Genomic DNA, 15,315 nt, shown 5'->3' with positions numbered 1-15,315 from the left:
GGATCACGGGCCGAACGAGTACCAGGCGTCCGCGTTGCCGGCCAGGACCCGCTCCCGTTCGCTGTCGGTCAGTGCCGCCAGCAGCCGCTGCCCGCCGGGGCCGTGGTCGTGGGGGTGATCGCTCGCGTACATCAGCATGGTGCCCGCGTCGAAGAGGTCGAGCGCCTGCCTGACCTGGAGCGGGTCCTGCGGCAGGTGCGCCGGCGCCGTGGTGAGTCGCAGGTGCCGCCGCGCGACCTCCGAAGGTTTGCCGGTCAGCCAGGGCACTTCGCGCCAGACGCCCTTCCAGTCCTTGTCGAACCGCCACAGCAGGGCCGGCAGCCACGAGAACCCGCATTCCAGCAAGGTCACCCGCAGCTCGGGCAGGTCGGCGAAGGCGCCTTGGGTGATCAGGCTGGTGATCTGCGCCTGCACGAGGATCTGCGAGTTGGCGAGGTAGTCCTCGAGGTAGGTGTGGGTGAGCCCGCTCGGGGTCGGCGCCTGGCCGATCCGCCCCCACGCGTGCAGGCCGACGACGAGACCGTGCTCGGCGGCGGCGCGAAGCAGCGGGCGGTGGCGGGTATTGCCCCACGGTGCGTCGGTGCGCACCGGGAGCAGCACCTGCACGATCTGCGGATGGCTGCCGAGGCGTTCGATCTCGGCGACCGCGGCCGCGGGGTCGAGTGTGGGCACGACCATGCTCGCCCGCAGCCGATCGTCGCGGCTCAACCACTTCTCGACGAGCCAGTCGTTGACCGCGCGGGTGAGTGCGGCCTCGTAGTACGGGTTGCGATTGCAGTGGAACGACGTGGTGCAGTTCAGCACGGCGAGCCTGAGCGAATCCGGGTCCAGCACCGCTGAGCGCACCTGCTCGACCTCGGTCGCGGGCAGGAGACCCGCGGCTCGCGCGGCGGGCGTGGCACTGGTGGGTGCGAGCGGCGGGTACGCCCCGCCCTGCGACGGCGACAGCGACTGCCCACCGTCCACGAGGTACTCGCGCCAGTACTCGTCGAGGAACGGGGCCAGCTCGGCCAGCGACGCCGGTGCGCAGTGCACGTCGGTGTCGACGGCGCCGGTGCCGATCGCGGTCTCCAGGGACGGCACAGCCGACACAGCCGACACGCTCATCGCGTCCCCTCCGTGGCTCGCGCCGGCAGCCCGTACAGCCGGCAGGCGTTGGCCCCCATGATCTGTTCCCGCGCGTCGGACGGGAACAGCCTTGGCGCCAGCCGCGGGGAGTCGAAGTCCCAGTGCGGGTAGTCCGAGGCGAACATGATCCGATCGGTCATCCCGACGTGCTCCAGTGCGGTGGTGAGGTGGCGTGGGTCGTCCGGCTCTTCGATGGGCTGTGTGGTGAACCAGAGGTGCTCGCGGAGGTACTCCGAAGGCGGCTTGCGCAGGTGCGGCACGTCGGTGCGCAGCCGCGGCCACGCCTCGTCGAGCGCCCACATCAGCGGCGCGGCCCAGACGATCCCGCCTTCCACGCAGATCACCTGCAGAGACGGGAACTCCTCGAACACGCCTTCGCACAGCAGGTTCGTGACCAGCGCCGCCATCACGTTGCCGTTCCAGACGTGCTCTTCGAGGTAGAACGACGGCCACCCGGCGCCGCGGTGCTGCTCGATCCCGCCGGTGTGCGCCGCGACCGGGAGGCCCGCCTCCACCGCGGCGCGGTAGATCGGCCAGTAACGGCGTGAGCCGAACCCGGTCTCGCCGCCGGTGGGCAGGAGCACCTGCACGAACCTCGGGTCGTCGGCGCGCCGCGCGATTTCCTCGGCGGCGAGGTCGGGGGACTCGGTGGCGATCGCGATCGAGCTGCGCAACCGCGGTTCGGGCGTGAGCCACTCCTCTGCCAGCCAGCCGTTGAGCGCGCCGCAGAGGGCCGCGGAGTACCGCGGTTCCTCGGCGCCGAAAGTGTGTCCCTGCAAGGGGATCAGGACTCCGTGGTCGATACCGAACTCGTCGAGCAGTTGCGCCTGCGTCGTACCCAGGTCGCTGCCGGGGATGCCGCCCGCCTCGGGCCACGAGTCGAGCCGGAAGCCGGCGTTGCGCACGCGCGGGTAGAACTCGGGCGGGTTCGGCACCCGGCCGCCGAACACGTCCCAGCGTTCCCGGTGCGCGCCGCTCAACCGTGCCCGGATGTCCGCAGCCGGTGCGCTCGGGTGGATGTCGGTGTCGACGATCGTGTACCCGGCCCGCGCGGCCGCGGTGCCCGGCGACGACGCACCGGTGGGCAGCGTGCTTGTCATGACGCACCTCCGACTGTGCCCGGCTTGGCCGCCGGGTGCGGGCTGGTCTCGACCACCACGTAGGCGTCCTCGACGTGGACGGGGTAGGTCTCGGTGACGTACGGGCCGGGGCGGCGCCCGCCCTTTGCACCGGGCTCAGGCGCCGAGATCTGATCGGCCGCGACGGTGCCCTCTTCGACTCGAGGCTCCACGGACACCGTGTACGTGCGGGCCCGCGGCTCACCGGGGCCGAGGAACGACTGGCCGGTCTCGAGGTCGTACTCCCAGCCGTGCCACGGGCAGGCGACCAGGGCCTCTTCCTCGGCCATCGCGTACTCGCCCGGCCCGGCGGAGCTGACCCACGGCTTCGTGCGGCCGAGGCACAGCGGCCCGCCCATGTGCGGACAGTGGTTGTTGATCGCGTAGAAGCGGTCACCGACCCGGAACACGCCGATCGACCTGCGCCCCGCCTGCACGATCCGGCGCTCGCCCGGCGGGAACTCGTCGAGTCGCGAAACGACTATCTTCACGGTTCGGACTGTAAGCAGCCGCTTCCCCGCGGTGGAAGCAGAAACTCGGGATACGCGACATCAACGGCGTGAATACGCACTCGATCGGCGTAGCCGGTGCCCGGCCACTGTCCTGAAAGGACGGTTCCGATCAGCGGGCACCGAGACAAACGACGTAGGCCGAACAGGTCGCCGCGGCCGTGCCCGGCGCGGTTTTGTCTGCTTTCCTCGGTGCGCCACCCGTGCCGAACCGCCTGCGAGGAGTACGGATCCATGGCCGAACCAGCACCGTCGACGCGTCCGTCGAAGAAGACCCTCTTCGCCGCGAGCCTCGTCGGCACGTCGATCGAGTGGTACGACTACTACATTTTCGGGACCGCGGCGGCACTGGCGTTCGGCTCCGTGTTCTACCCGAAATTCTCCTCCGCCGCGGGGACGCTCGCGGCCTTGGCGACGTTCGCGGTCGGCTTCGTCGCCCGCCCGCTCGGGGGTGCGGTGATCGGGCACTTCGGCGACCGGATCGGGCGTCGGTCGATGCTGGTGCTCACCCTGCTGCTGACCGGCGGCACGACCACGCTCATCGGCGTCCTGCCGACCTACGCCGCGATCGGCGTCGGCGCTCCGCTGCTGCTCGTCCTCCTGCGGGTGCTGCAGGGCTTCGGGGTCGGCGGGGAATGGGGCGGCGCGGTCCTCATCGCCTCGGAGCACGCCACTCCTCGCCGCCGCGCGGTCTACGGCAGCTTCGCGCAGTTCGGCGTGCCGGTCGGGGTGCTCACGTCCAACCTCGCCTTCCTGGCCGTGTCCGGCCTGTCCGACGATGACTTCCTGGCGTGGGGCTGGCGGATCCCGTTCCTGCTCAGCGTCGTCCTCGTGGTGGGCGGGCTGCTGGTGCGCAGCCGCCTGCAGGACTCACCGGAGTTCACGAAGGCCAAGCGGGAGCGGGCCACGAGCCGGGCGCCGTTCGCCGAGCTGGTCCGCCGGCAGCCGGTGACGCTGGTCCTGGCGAGCCTGGCCTCGATCGCTCCGCCCGCGATCGGCTACACCGTGACCGTCTACATGCTGACCTACGGGACGACCGTGGTCGGGTTCGACCGGACCACCCTGCTCTGGCTGATCCTGGCCTCGACCGCGATCTGGATCGGCGCGATCATTCTGTCCGCCCTTGCGAGCGACCGGTTCGGCTCCCGGCGGGTGTACGTGCTCGGCGCGGTGACCGCCGTGCTGTGGCCGGTGCCGATGTTCTTGCTGGTGGACACCGGCGACGCGGGTCCGGCGTTCCTCTCCTTCGCCGTCGCCGCGCTCGTTCAGGGCATCATGGCCGGGGCCCAGGGCGGGCTGTTCACCGAGATCTTCGATGTGCGAGTGCGCTACAGCGGGATTTCGATCGCCTACCAGCTCGGCGGGATGGTCGGCGGCGCGGTCACGCCGATCGTCGCGACCGCGCTGTTCGGGGCGAGCGGATCGTCGACCGTCGTCGCGCTCTACGTCGCCGCGCTGTCGCTGGTGAGCCTGGTGGCTGCGATCGGGCTGAGCGTCCGGCGCGCGACCCTGACGGAAGACCGTTCCGCGACATCGGTGCGGCCGTCGGCGTGATTTCCACTGCGGCAACGCATAATGGGGCCATGCCAGGGCAACGGAGTCCGAGCGGAAGCAGGCCGGAATTGCCGTCGGAAGCTCTCCACGCCCTGGTTTCGGTGTCCGCCGACGGGCTCGCCGTGCTCGACGCCGCGGGTTGTTTCGCCGCCCTCAACGACTCGGCCGCGGCCCTGCTCGGTTCGGCCGCAGCCGACCTGATCGGCGAGCCGGCGCCGTTCGCGCCCGACCCCGTGGAGCACGGCTCGGTGAAGCCCGACGCCGTGGCACCGGACGGTGGCCGGCAGACCGCGCGCTGGCCGGTGCCGGGCGGACGGGTCCTGGATCTCGAGTACCGGCTGTCGCCGTTGTCCGACGGCGGGCAGGCGGTCTGGTTCAGCGACCGCACGGATGTCCGGCGTCAGCAGGAGCGGCTCACCGCGATCGCGCGGGCCGCGTCCAGCGTGGCCGGGGCGTTTTCGCTGCGGGCCACGCTCGACGCGGTGGCGCGCGAGATGGTGATGACGGCCAACATCGTCGCCGTGCAGATCCTGGCGCTCGACGATCCGGCCGCCGACCTGCGCATCCTCGGCATGGCGGGGTTTGGTCCGGCCGCGGATTTCGTCGACCGGCTCAGCGCGTGCCGGCGGCTCGGGGCGCACGTGCGGTTCTTCGACGCGTTCGTCGGCGGCGAGCCGGTGGTGCAGGTGCACCGCAAGGCCGCGATCATGGCCGACCCGACGTGGGAGCCGCTGCACGAGATCATGAACCGGCCGGACTGGGACGGGTTCGTCGCGATGCCCATGGTGGTCCGCGCCCGCACCGTCGGCGTGATCAACGCCTATTACCGCGCCGGGGAGGATCCGGGCGCGGGCTCGCTCGCGTTCCTGCAGGCGATGTCCGACCACGCCGCCGTCGCGATCGACACGGCGTCATTGCTGGCCCAGACCCGCACGCGCGCGCAGTCGGACGAACGCCGCCGGCTGGCCCGCGATCTGCACGACTCGGTGGTCCAGCAGCTCTTCTCGATGCGCATGCAGGCCAAGGCACTGCGCGGCCGGCTCGATGGTCGCGACGCCGCGATCGAGCACATCCGCCCGATCGCCGAGGAGCTCGCCGAGCTGTCCGCCGGTGCCCTCACCGACCTGCGGCTGCTGGTGTTCGAGCTGCGACCGCTGGACCTCGCCGAACACGGCCTCGTCGCCGCCGTTCGCGCGCACGCCGAGAGCGTGCGTGTGCGGACCGGGCTGGTCATCGACGTGGTCGCGGCCGACGAGCTGGGAATGACCGGCTCGCTCGACGTGCAGGAGGACCTGTACCGGATCGTCTGCGAGGCGGTGCACAACGTCGTGAAGCACGCCCGTGCGTCAACCGTCGAGGTCGGTCTCCGCGTCGAGGCCGACGACCTCGTCGTGCGGATCCAGGACGACGGCGCCGGTGGCGACGAGCCCCTCGGCAGCCGCGACCAGCTGGGCCTGGTGTCCATGCGCGAGCGCACCGAGCGCTGGGGTGGGCGGTTCGCGGCGGGGCCGGGCCCCGGCGGGGGCTGGACGGTGCGGGCGGCGGTGCCGCTGCGGCGAGTGCGGGAAGAGGCCACCGGATGAGCCCCGAAATGATCCGGATCGTGCTCGTCGACGACCACGTCGTGGTGCGACGCGGGCTGCGGGCGTTCGTCGAGATCGAGCCGGCCCTCGAAGTGGTCGGCGAGGCGGGGGACGGGGAGCAGGCGATCGAGCTGTTGCGCGAGTGGCGGACGCTGGAGCGGCCGCTGCCCCATGTGGTGCTGATGGACCTGCAGATGCCCCGGATGGACGGCGCGGAGGCGACCAGGAGGATCCTCGCGGAGCACCCGGAGGTGAAGGTCGTGGTCCTGACCAGCTTCGGCGAGGCCGAACGCGTGCACACCGCACTCGCCGCCGGTGCCGCCGGCTACCTGCTCAAGGATGCCGAGCCCGAGGAGGTCGCCACGGCCATCCGCGCCGCCGCGGCCGGTGAGGTCCACCTCGACTCGGCCGTGGCCAAGCAGCTCACCCGGCGGATGGCCGCGCCACGGGTCGGGCTCTCGGCGCTGACCGCGCGCGAGCGGGAGATCCTGGTGCTCGTGGCGCGGGGCTTCGCCAACCGGGACATCGCGGACACGTTGGTGATCAGCGAGCGCACCGCGCGTACGCACGTCAGCAATGTGCTGAGCAAGCTGCAGCTCTCGTCACGCACGCAGGCGGCGCTGCTGGCGATCCGGGAGGGACTGACTCCGCCACCCGGGTGAGGTCGGGCACCGGGATTCCCCCGCTGCGGCGGGGATCCCTCGTCGCAGCGGAGGGCTTCCCCAGTGCGCGGGAAGCCCTCCGCTGTCCACGGTTTCCGGTGGTTCAGCCGGATGTGGTGGTCTCCTCGCGAGTGGGCCGGGCCGCGTCGGTGGCCGTGGCCACGGGACGCAGCGCACCGTCCGCGGTGGCGGGGAGGCGGCGCTGGAAGCGGCCCAGCACCAGGAGCGCGGTCATCATCACGACGGGGAACACGGCGAACACGAAGAAGGTGCTCTGCGCGCTGAGACCGTGATCCAGGAGTACCCCGGCGAGCCACGGGCCGAGCATCGCACCGAGCTTGGACACCGAGGTCGCCCAGCCGGCGCCGTTGGCTCGGATCGCGGGGCGGTAGAAGATGCCCGAAATGCCGATCACGCCACCGTGGCCGCCGATGATGAACACGTTCGACAGCAGCAGCACGAACACATACGCCAGCGCCGAGAGGTGGACGAACCCGATCACGAGCAGGCACGGCACCGCCAGCAGCGGCATGATCGCGATGGTCCCGGCGCCGCGGCGGTCGATGAAGCGGCCGATCAGGACCTGTCCCAGTGCGCCCGCCGCGGAAGTTCCCGCGGCGAGGGTGGCGGCCGCCGACACACTGAAGCCGATCTGCTCGTTGAGGATCGGGCCCCAGAACGTCAGGTAGAACACGACCGTCGCCGAGCAGAAGTAGGACGCCCACACGAGCGTGGTGAGCACCGCCAGCCGCCCGCGGAACAGGGCCACCGGGGTGAAGTGCTTGCGCTCGACGACGTCGGTCCCGACAACGTAAGTCGCGTTGTCCGGCAGCGAGAGCCCGGGCCGCACGCGCAGCAGAGTGCGCTTGATCCGGTCCGGGGCGAGGCCCTTCTGCGCCAGGAACTTGACCGACTCCGGCAGCGCCGGCACCACCGCGAGGAGCACGACCAGTGACGCCGCGCCACCGACGAGGAACACCGACTGCCAGCCGAAGCGCGGGATCAGCAGGTTCGAGAGCGGGCCGCCCGACGCGCTGCCGATGCTGTAGCCGACCATCACGATCACCACGGACGTCGACCGCAGCCGGATCGGAGCGAACTCGCTGACCAACGCCCACACCGGCGGGAGCGCGCCACCGACGAACAGCCCGGTGATCAGGCGCAGGAGCACCAGTTGGGGGTAGTCCTGCGCGAAGGCGACCAGGACCATGAAGATCCCGAACCCGGCGACCGAAACGACGATGGCGGGCTTGCGGCCGACCCGGTCACCCAGGTACCCGATGACGATCCCGCCCAGCAGAGTCCCGACGACACCCACGGTGCCCAGCGTGCCGAGTTCGGTGTTGGTCAGGTCGAACGATTGTTTCAGATAGCGGCCCGCGAAAGAGATGACTTGGAGGTCGAAGCCGTCCAGAAACGCGACCAGCCAGGATACGGAGAAGAGTGCGGTCCAGAACCTCCCCACTTTCTGGTTCTCGATCAGGGGGAGTACGTCGATGATCGGTCTGCTCGTCGTTGAATTCGACAAGGCACACTCCTTTGTGCGCTCGGGCCAGAGTGCTTCACCGTGTTTCGCAGATTGCCAGTATGTGGCTCACGGAGCGGGGTTCGGTAATAAATCGTCTGCACCCGCCGCATAACCGCCGTGAATACCCCGTTCGGGCTCACGAAGGCCGTCCGCGGCCTCTTCGACCACCGAGCGCAGCCACGCGTGCGTGCGTTCCTCGGTGTTCTTCCGGTGCCACCACAGAACTTCGACGATCGGTGGCGCGTCACCCGGGTACGGCAGGATGCGCAGATCGCCGCGGTCGGCGAACTGCCGGGCGAGCCGGTGCTGCATCACCGCGACCCGGTCCGTGCCCGCCACGAAGTACGGCGTCGCCTGGTAGCTGTCCACCCGCACGGCGACCTGCGGCTGCGTGGACAGTTGGGCGAGCACCGGCGCGAGCGGTGAACTCGCCGGGTACCCGTCGTCGGGGTGGTTGGGGATCACCCACGGCATCCGCTCCAGGTCCGCGAGACGCGGCCGGTCGCCCACCGGGTTTTCGGCCGCCACCACACACGACCAGTGGTCGCGGAACAATTCCCGACCTCGGATTTCGTCGACCTTGAACGCGGACTTCGGCGCGGAAATGATCACGTCGATTCCGCGGAGGGTTTCCGGCAGATCCGCGGGCAGCTCACCTTTCGCCACTTTCACGCTCAACCGCGCCCGAGGCGCTGCCGCGTGGAGTGCGCGCGACAGCGATTCGCCGAACGCGGCGATGACGTAATCGTTCGTCAGAACGGTGAATTCACGCTCGGTGTCTTCAGGGTGGAATTCCGGTTCGGGTGAGAAGAGCCGTTCGACGCCCAGGTACACCGGTTCTATTTCGGCGGCCAGCTGCTCCCCGAGCGGGGTGAGGACGAATCCCGAGCGCGTGCGTTCGAGCAGGTCGTCGCCGAAGTGCCGGCGCAGCCTCCCCAGCGCGGCGCTGGCGGCGGGCTGGGTCACACCGACGCGCTGGGCCGCCCGGGTCACGTTCTGCTCGCGCAGCAGCTCCCGCAGGATGACGAGCAAGTTCAGGTCGATGTTCGCCAGAGAGCCGACGCCCCGTCGGGTCACGTGCGATCACCACCGTGCGGTCACCTGCCAACAGGCCGTCCCGGGGACGACGACGGCCTCGCACACCGTACTACGCCCCTGGCGACCTCGGCAGCGCGGCGAAAGCACGGTCACGGCGTGCTCACACCGTCACGGCCGAGCGCCAGCCGGGGTGGTAGCTCTCGCGTGCCATCGCCGAGTACGGCGCCGGGCTGACGATGGCCCGGACGGAGAACTGTTCGTGCGGCTGCACGGTGGTCTTGCGGGAGCCGCCGTCCGGCTCGCCCCAGACCACGCGGACCTCCGCTCCGAGCGGCACGTCGGGGTTGACCGTGGCCAGTGACAGGGCGGCGCGCTCGTTCGCGCTGTAGCCGGTGAACAGCGACAACCCGATCCGGTTGCCGTCGGCGTCGAGCACCGAGTCGAAGTTCGACGAGCCGTAGTTGGCGTTAGGCAGGTCGAAGAACTGGTAACCGGGACCGTCCGGATCGACGGGTGAGGTGAGCAGGGTGCCCACGTCTTCGGCCTTCCACGCGAGGGTGACCTTGCGCCGTTGGCTCGCGGGGTCGATCGCGGCGAGCGCGTCGCGGCCGATGAAGTCGTGGTCGAACTTGACGAACGAGCCGTAGCCGAGTTCCCAGGGGTTGAGGTAGTAGTCCTCGATCCGGTCGGACACGAAGCTGCCGGCCAGCGCGTTGGTCGCCTCGTAGCTTTCGGCGCCGAGCCATTCGCGGTACGGGCGCAGCTGCTCGCCGGTGTAGATCGCGGGCAACGGCGACGGGATCCAGCCGGACTCCATCGTGTTGCACGAGTACGCGCGCGCCCCGGCCGGCTCGAGCCCGAACTCGCGGCCGGCTTCCAGGATGGTTTCGCGCACGTCGTCGTAGGTCTCGTACGGGCCCCACAGCTCCAGGCCGGGCGCGCCCGCCATCCCGTGGCGCAGGGTCCGGACCTGCCGGCCGGCGACGTTCAGGTGTCCCATCCGGAAGAACCGGACCTGATCCACCGGGCCGCCGTGGACCTTCTCGATCACGGGCCAGGCGTTCGGGCCCTGGATCTGGAAGCGCCACAGGTCCCGGGTCACCGGCTTGCCGTACGGCCGCGACGGCGACCGCTGGTCCAGCCGCAGCTCGACGTCGTAGCCCTGGCTCGCGTGGAAGGTCAGCCAGTTGGCCACCGGGGCGCGGCCGACGAACACGAACTCCTCCTCGGCCAGCCGGAACAGGATGCCGTCGCCGATCACCCCGCCATCGGGCGAGACGGGGACGAACTGCTTGGCCGAGTCGACCGGGAACTTCGTGACGCTGTTGATGCCGGTGTCGGAGATCAGCTTCAGCGCGTCGGGGCCCGAGAGGAAGAGGTTGACCATGTGGTGGGTCTGGTCGAACAGCACGGCCGTGGACCGCCAGGCGATCACCTCGCGGCGGAAGTTGGTGAACTCGGCCGGGACGACCGGGTAGATGTAGGCGCCGAGCTGGGAATTGCGGAGCAGGTCCACCGTGTTCCCCGCGTGATCGACCACGTCCTGCAGGCTTTTCGCGCTCATGTGCGGTCCGTTCTCGTGCGACTGGTGTCTGGGTTCCGGCGGCGGTCGCACGCCACCGGAAGGCCGAGGGCCACTCGCCGGTCCTGGGCTGCCCCGTTGGACGGTAGGCCCGCGGAGGTGCCGAGCGTGAGGTCCCGCAGGCCGGTCTCGGCTACGTCATTCGACCTAGGCGGATCGCGCGGGGCGGACGCCCCCGTCATTTGTCGCGGTGAACTAGGCCTCCCTGCCGGACGAAAAACGATCGGCGTTCCGTTCTACTGGTGGCCGGCCGATGCCGCGCCGGTCGGCGCGGCAGGCAGCGCTTGCGGTACGAGGAGACGAGGGCGGCGCATGACCATCCAGCAGGAGGTTGCGGGCTCGGGGCGCCGGCGGCCGGATCTGGCCGATCTGGTGCGGACCATGAGCTACGAGGTGATGCCGTTTCGCGGCACCGAGTCGGCCGTGCTCGAGCACGTGCCCACCGCCGTCCCGTTGACGGTCACCGTCACCGACGCGAAGGGTATCGACACCACCCTGGACCTGACCGAACGTCTGCTGCGTCACGGTTACCAGGTCGCTCCGCACCTGCCGGCGCGGCAGTTCACCGACCGCGCCCACGTCGCCGACATGGTAACCCGCCTGCGCGAGGCCGGGGTGCGGTCGGTATTCGTCATCGGGGGTGACGCGCCGAAGCCGGCGGGCGAGTTCGCCGACGCGTACGCCTTGCTGCGGGTGATCGAGGACCTGGGCCACCCGTTCACCGACGTCGGTATCGGTGGCTACCCGGAGGGCCACCCGAAGATCCCGGCCCCCGCGCTCGAGCGGGCGTTGCGGCAGAAGGCTCCGCTCGCGACCCGCGTGATCACCCAGATCTGCTTCGACGCGGCGGTCACCGGCGCGTGGTCCGCGGGAATCTCCGCCTCCGGGATCGACCTGCCGGTCCACATCGGACTGCCGGGTCCGGTGAACCGCCAGAAGCTCGTGCGGATCTCGGCCGGGATCGGGCTGGGGCAGTCGGCGCGGTTCCTGAGCAAGCAGCAGAACCTGATGTGGCGGTTGCTGCTGCCGCGTGGCTACGAACCGACGAAACTGGCCAGGCAGCTCGCCGCCGAGGCGCCGCGCGGCGGCAACGTCCACGGGCTGCATGTCTTCACGTTCAACGAGCTCGCGAAGACCGAGGCGTGGCGGCAGGAGCTGCTCGTCCGGATCGAGGAAAAGGACGGCCGCGCGTGACCGGGGCCACCCAGGACGACGACTACGGGCGCCTGATCGTGCAGGGCGCCGACCGACCGGGGATCGTGGCGACCGTGTCGGGCGTGCTGACGGATGAGGGCGCCAACATCGTCTCGCTCGACCAGTCGACCAGCGATCCGTCCGGCGGCCGGTTCTTCCAGCGCACGGTTTTCCACCTGGCGGATCTGCCTTCGCGGCTGGCCGATCTGAACGCGACGCTGGAAACGCGCCTGGGCGAACAGCTGGGGCTCGAGTTCCGGCTGGTGGAGGCGAGGCGGCGTAAGCGGGCCGCGATCCTGGTGTCCAAAGCGGACCACTGCCTGCTCGACCTGTTGTGGCGCCAGCGCCGCGGCGAGGTGCACATGACGGTGCCGATGGTGGTGTCGAACCACCCTGACCTGGGCGACGACGTGCGCGGCTTCGACATCCCGTTCTTCCACGTGCCGGTGGGCAAGGGGGACAAGGCGGCCGCTGAGAAAGAACAGCTGAACCTGCTCAAGGGCAACGTCGACGTGGTGGTGCTGGCGCGCTACATGCAGATCCTGTCCGCCGATTTCCTCGCCGAGCTCGGTGTGCCGGTGATCAACATCCACCATTCGTTCCTGCCGGCGTTCGTCGGCGCCGGGCCGTACCAGCGGGCGAAGGAGCGCGGCGTGAAGCTCGTCGGCGCGACCGCGCACTACGTCACCGAAGACCTCGACGAGGGGCCGATCATCGAGCAGGACGTGATCCGCGTGTCGCACCGGGACTCGGTACCCGAGCTGCAGCGCAAGGGGGCGGACGTCGAACGGCTGGTGCTCTCTCGCGCGGTGGCGTGGCACTGCGACGACCGCGTCGTCCGGGACGGCCCCACCACCGTGGTGTTCTAGGCGGGGAACGGAAGGGAGTGGCGATGACGAAGGCCCGTGACGACTACCTGCTCGACCTGCGCGCGAGCCGGCGGGGGTACGCGCTGAACAAGATGTGCCTGTCGCTGAAGGACGAACGGAACCGGCGGCGGTTCACCGAGGACGAATCGGCCTACTGCGACGAGTTCGGGCTGTCGCCGGAGCAGAAGAAGGCGATCCTTGAGCGGGACTGGACCGGGATGCTCGAACTCGGCGGCTCCGTGTTCTACACCTACAAACTGGCGATGCTGGACGGGAAGTCCATGCAGTACCTCGGCGGTGTGTTCACCGGGATGACGGCCGAGGAGTTCGCCGAGGCGCTGCGATCGGGAGGGCGGAAACTTGGCTAGGGTGATCTGGGGTCTCGCCACGTCGCACGTCCCGTCGATCGGCGCGGCGATGGACAACCGCAAAATCGCCGAGCCGTACTGGAAACCGTTGTTCGACGGGTACGCCCCGGCCCGGGAGTGGATGGCCGAGCACCGGCCGGACGTCGCGGTGATCGTGTACAACGACCATGCCAACGCGCTCGACCTCGACCTGGTCCCGACCTTCGCGGTCGGCACCGCGGAGTCCTACGAAGTGGCCGACGAGGGCTGGGGCCGCCGCCCGGTGCCACCGGTCGTCGGCGCGCCGGAGCTGAGTGAGCATCTCGTCCGCCGGCTCATCGACGACTCCTTCGACATCGCGACCTTCCACGGCCTCGACGTCGACCACGGCCTCACCGTGCCGCTGTCGGTGTACTGCCCGGATCCGGGGGAGCAGTGGCCGTGCGCGGTGGTGCCTGTGCTCGTCAATGTCATCCAGCACCCGCAGCCCACGGCCGCCCGCTGCTACGCGCTGGGGCAGGCGATCGGACGCGCGATCCGGTCGTTCCCGGACGATCTCGACGTCGCGGTGTTCGGCACCGGCGGCATGTCGCACCAGCTGGCCGGTGCCCGCGCGGGTTTGATCAACACGCCGTTCGACCGCATGTTCCTGGAGAAGATCGAGACCGACCCGGAGGCCCTCACGGGGCTCACGCGGGAGGAGTACGTCGCCCGGGCCGGCACGGAGGGCATCGAGCTGATCATGTGGCTGGTGATGCGGGGCGCGATGGACGAGCGGATCACGCGGATCCACGAGACCTACCACGTGCCGGCGTCCAACACCGCGGCCGCGCTGGCGCTGTTCGAGAACGGGGGAGCACCCGCATGACCGCTTTCGTCCTGCTGCACGGAGCGTGGCATGGGGGCTGGGCCTGGCAGCGGGTGGCCCCCGCGCTGCGCTCGGCCGGCCACGAGGTCTTCGCGCCGACGCTGACCGGGCTCAGCGACCGGGCCCACCTGCTCAGCCCCGCGGTGGGGCTCGGCACGCACATCCAGGACGTCGTGAGCCTGCTCGAGGCGCACGACCTGCGTGACGTCGTGCTGGTCGGGCACAGCTACGCCGGGCAGGTGGTCACCGGTGTCGCCGATCGGGTGCCGGAGCGGCTCGCGAAGCGGGTGTACCTCGACGCGTTCGCCGGCGGTGACGGCGAAGCCGCCATCGATCTGCTGCCCGAGCAGGTCGCCGGGCACTACCGCGAATCGGTGGCCGGCCCGGGTTTCGGCTGGCTCATCCCCGTCCGGTCCCTGACTGTGCTCGGCGTGACGGACGAGGCCGACCTGGTGTGGCTCGGCCCGCGCCTGACGCCGCAGCCGTGGCTCACCTACACCGAGCCGCTGCGTCTCACCGGCGCGGGCGCGGGCGTGCCCGCGGAGTTCGTCGAGTGCACGGACTGGATGCGGGTGTTCCGGACCCACGCGGAGCGGGCCGCGAGCCGCGGCTGGCCCGTGCACGAGATCGCCACCGGGCACGAGGCCATGGTGACCGCGCCCGGCGAGCTCGCGGACCGCCTGCTCGCCATCGCAAAGTCGTAGCCCACCGGAGGAACCGTGGAATTCCTGGTCCGCACCGAGAACCTGCTGCCGCCCGAGACCCCCGACGAGCTCCGCGAGCGGCTGCGCAAGGCCGAACGCGAGCGCGCGCACGAGTTGCGCGCCGCCGGTGTGCTCAAACGACTGTGGCGGGTGCCGGGCCGCAACGCGACCATCGGCCTGTACGAGGCCGAAGACCCGGCCGCCCTGCACGACGCGCTGACCTCGCTGCCGATGTGGAAGTGGATGGACGTCAACGTCGAGGCACTGGCCACTCATCCGCAGGAGCGTTCGCCGGGGAACGGAGCGCCGTGACGCGGTAGTACTCGCTGAGCGGGGGACGAGTTCGACCGACACCATCGGCGATCCGTGGTCGTCATCCGCCACAGCCACACAGCCGATCTCCGGCCTCAAGCAGCTGCGATCGTTCCGGCTGAACAGAAGACGGTGTCGGCCGACTGCGGCACGGCAGCCGCCTTCCCCCAGGATGCCGTCTCCGACCTGCTGATCTCCTAGGATGCGGCCGGCGACACGACCTCGATCACCGGTGATCAGATTCTCAGCCGGCCCGCTCAGAGTTCCGACGGCCGTGCCCAAGGGGGTCAGCCCGACCATCGACTGCGCGGGCATCACG

Annotated in this window: 15 protein-coding genes; 9 read left to right on the top strand and 6 right to left on the bottom strand. The window is 70.3% G+C overall.

Annotation, left to right across the window (positions count from 1 at the left end; translation table 11 throughout):
* Window positions 1-3: 3 nt before the first annotated feature.
* The 3 genes from ABZU76_RS08620 to ABZU76_RS08610 are packed head-to-tail and all read right to left on the bottom strand — an operon-like array spanning window position 4 to window position 2,737.
* On the bottom strand, window positions 4-1,107 hold the full coding sequence (locus ABZU76_RS08620; RefSeq protein ID WP_354866496.1) for an amidohydrolase family protein: 1,104 nt from the start codon (window positions 1,105-1,107) through the stop codon (window positions 4-6).
* Window positions 1,104-2,228, bottom strand: coding sequence for an amidohydrolase family protein (locus ABZU76_RS08615; protein WP_354866494.1), 1,125 nt, complete (start codon window positions 2,226-2,228; stop codon window positions 1,104-1,106). The genes ABZU76_RS08620 and ABZU76_RS08615 overlap by 4 nt, the downstream gene beginning before the upstream one ends.
* Complete coding sequence (locus tag ABZU76_RS08610; RefSeq protein WP_354866492.1) at window positions 2,225-2,737, bottom strand: Rieske 2Fe-2S domain-containing protein; 513 nt, start codon at window positions 2,735-2,737, stop codon at window positions 2,225-2,227. The genes ABZU76_RS08615 and ABZU76_RS08610 overlap by 4 nt, the downstream gene beginning before the upstream one ends.
* Before the next feature lie 252 nt (window positions 2,738-2,989).
* On the opposite strand from ABZU76_RS08610, the gene ABZU76_RS08605 reads away from it, so the two are divergent.
* From ABZU76_RS08605 to ABZU76_RS08595, 3 genes are all read left to right on the top strand, one after another.
* Complete coding sequence (locus ABZU76_RS08605; protein ID WP_354866490.1) at window positions 2,990-4,309, top strand: MFS transporter; 1,320 nt, start codon at window positions 2,990-2,992, stop codon at window positions 4,307-4,309.
* Between the two features lie 68 nt (window positions 4,310-4,377).
* Complete coding sequence (locus tag ABZU76_RS08600; RefSeq protein ID WP_354866488.1) at window positions 4,378-5,892, top strand: GAF domain-containing sensor histidine kinase; 1,515 nt, start codon at window positions 4,378-4,380, stop codon at window positions 5,890-5,892.
* On the top strand, window positions 5,889-6,554 hold the full coding sequence (locus ABZU76_RS08595; RefSeq protein WP_255637872.1) for a response regulator transcription factor: 666 nt from the start codon (window positions 5,889-5,891) through the stop codon (window positions 6,552-6,554). Before ABZU76_RS08600 ends, ABZU76_RS08595 begins: the two co-directional genes overlap by 4 nt.
* Before the next feature lie 103 nt (window positions 6,555-6,657).
* Here ABZU76_RS08595 and ABZU76_RS08590 read toward each other — a convergent pair whose 3' ends face one another.
* From ABZU76_RS08590 to ABZU76_RS08580, 3 genes are all read right to left on the bottom strand, one after another.
* Window positions 6,658-8,082: an MFS transporter gene (locus tag ABZU76_RS08590; RefSeq protein ID WP_354866485.1), complete on the bottom strand. Its 1,425-nt coding sequence runs from the start codon at window positions 8,080-8,082 to the stop codon at window positions 6,658-6,660.
* 66 nt (window positions 8,083-8,148) lie between these two features.
* Entirely contained in the window at window positions 8,149-9,159 is a 1,011-nt protein-coding gene (locus ABZU76_RS08585; RefSeq protein WP_354866484.1) for a LysR family transcriptional regulator, read from the bottom strand.
* Between the two features lie 121 nt (window positions 9,160-9,280).
* Window positions 9,281-10,684, bottom strand: coding sequence for an aminomethyl transferase family protein (locus ABZU76_RS08580; RefSeq protein WP_354866482.1), 1,404 nt, complete (start codon window positions 10,682-10,684; stop codon window positions 9,281-9,283).
* Window positions 10,685-11,014: 330 nt separating this feature from the next.
* On the opposite strand from ABZU76_RS08580, the gene ABZU76_RS08575 reads away from it, so the two are divergent.
* Genes ABZU76_RS08575 through ABZU76_RS08550 form a run of 6 tightly spaced genes read left to right on the top strand, consistent with a single transcriptional unit; the run spans window position 11,015 to window position 14,996 of the window.
* The gene (locus ABZU76_RS08575; protein WP_354866480.1) at window positions 11,015-11,896 is read left to right on the top strand and encodes a methylenetetrahydrofolate reductase; all 882 of its coding nucleotides are present in this window, start codon (window positions 11,015-11,017) and stop codon (window positions 11,894-11,896) included.
* Window positions 11,893-12,765, top strand: a complete 873-nt coding sequence (gene purU, locus ABZU76_RS08570) for a formyltetrahydrofolate deformylase (RefSeq protein WP_354866478.1) — start codon at window positions 11,893-11,895, stop codon at window positions 12,763-12,765. Before ABZU76_RS08575 ends, purU begins: the two co-directional genes overlap by 4 nt.
* Window positions 12,766-12,788: 23 nt before the next feature.
* Complete coding sequence (locus tag ABZU76_RS08565; protein ID WP_354866476.1) at window positions 12,789-13,133, top strand: protocatechuate 3,4-dioxygenase; 345 nt, start codon at window positions 12,789-12,791, stop codon at window positions 13,131-13,133.
* Window positions 13,126-13,980 (top strand): class III extradiol dioxygenase subunit beta, encoded by an 855-nt coding sequence (locus tag ABZU76_RS08560; protein ID WP_354866474.1) that lies wholly within the window; start codon window positions 13,126-13,128, stop codon window positions 13,978-13,980. The genes ABZU76_RS08565 and ABZU76_RS08560 overlap by 8 nt, the downstream gene beginning before the upstream one ends.
* Window positions 13,977-14,684, top strand: a complete 708-nt coding sequence (locus ABZU76_RS08555; RefSeq protein ID WP_354866472.1) for an alpha/beta hydrolase family protein — start codon at window positions 13,977-13,979, stop codon at window positions 14,682-14,684. The genes ABZU76_RS08560 and ABZU76_RS08555 overlap by 4 nt, the downstream gene beginning before the upstream one ends.
* Window positions 14,685-14,699: 15 nt before the next feature.
* Entirely contained in the window at window positions 14,700-14,996 is a 297-nt protein-coding gene (locus tag ABZU76_RS08550; RefSeq protein ID WP_354866470.1) for a muconolactone Delta-isomerase family protein, read from the top strand.
* The last annotated feature ends 319 nt before the right edge of the window (window positions 14,997-15,315 follow it).

This window comes from Amycolatopsis sp. NPDC005232 (genome assembly GCF_040607795.1).
Lineage (GTDB): Bacteria > Actinomycetota > Actinomycetes > Mycobacteriales > Pseudonocardiaceae > Amycolatopsis.
The sequence above is the reverse complement of the archived record's forward strand: the minus strand, read 5'-3'. Positions and strand labels throughout refer to the sequence as shown.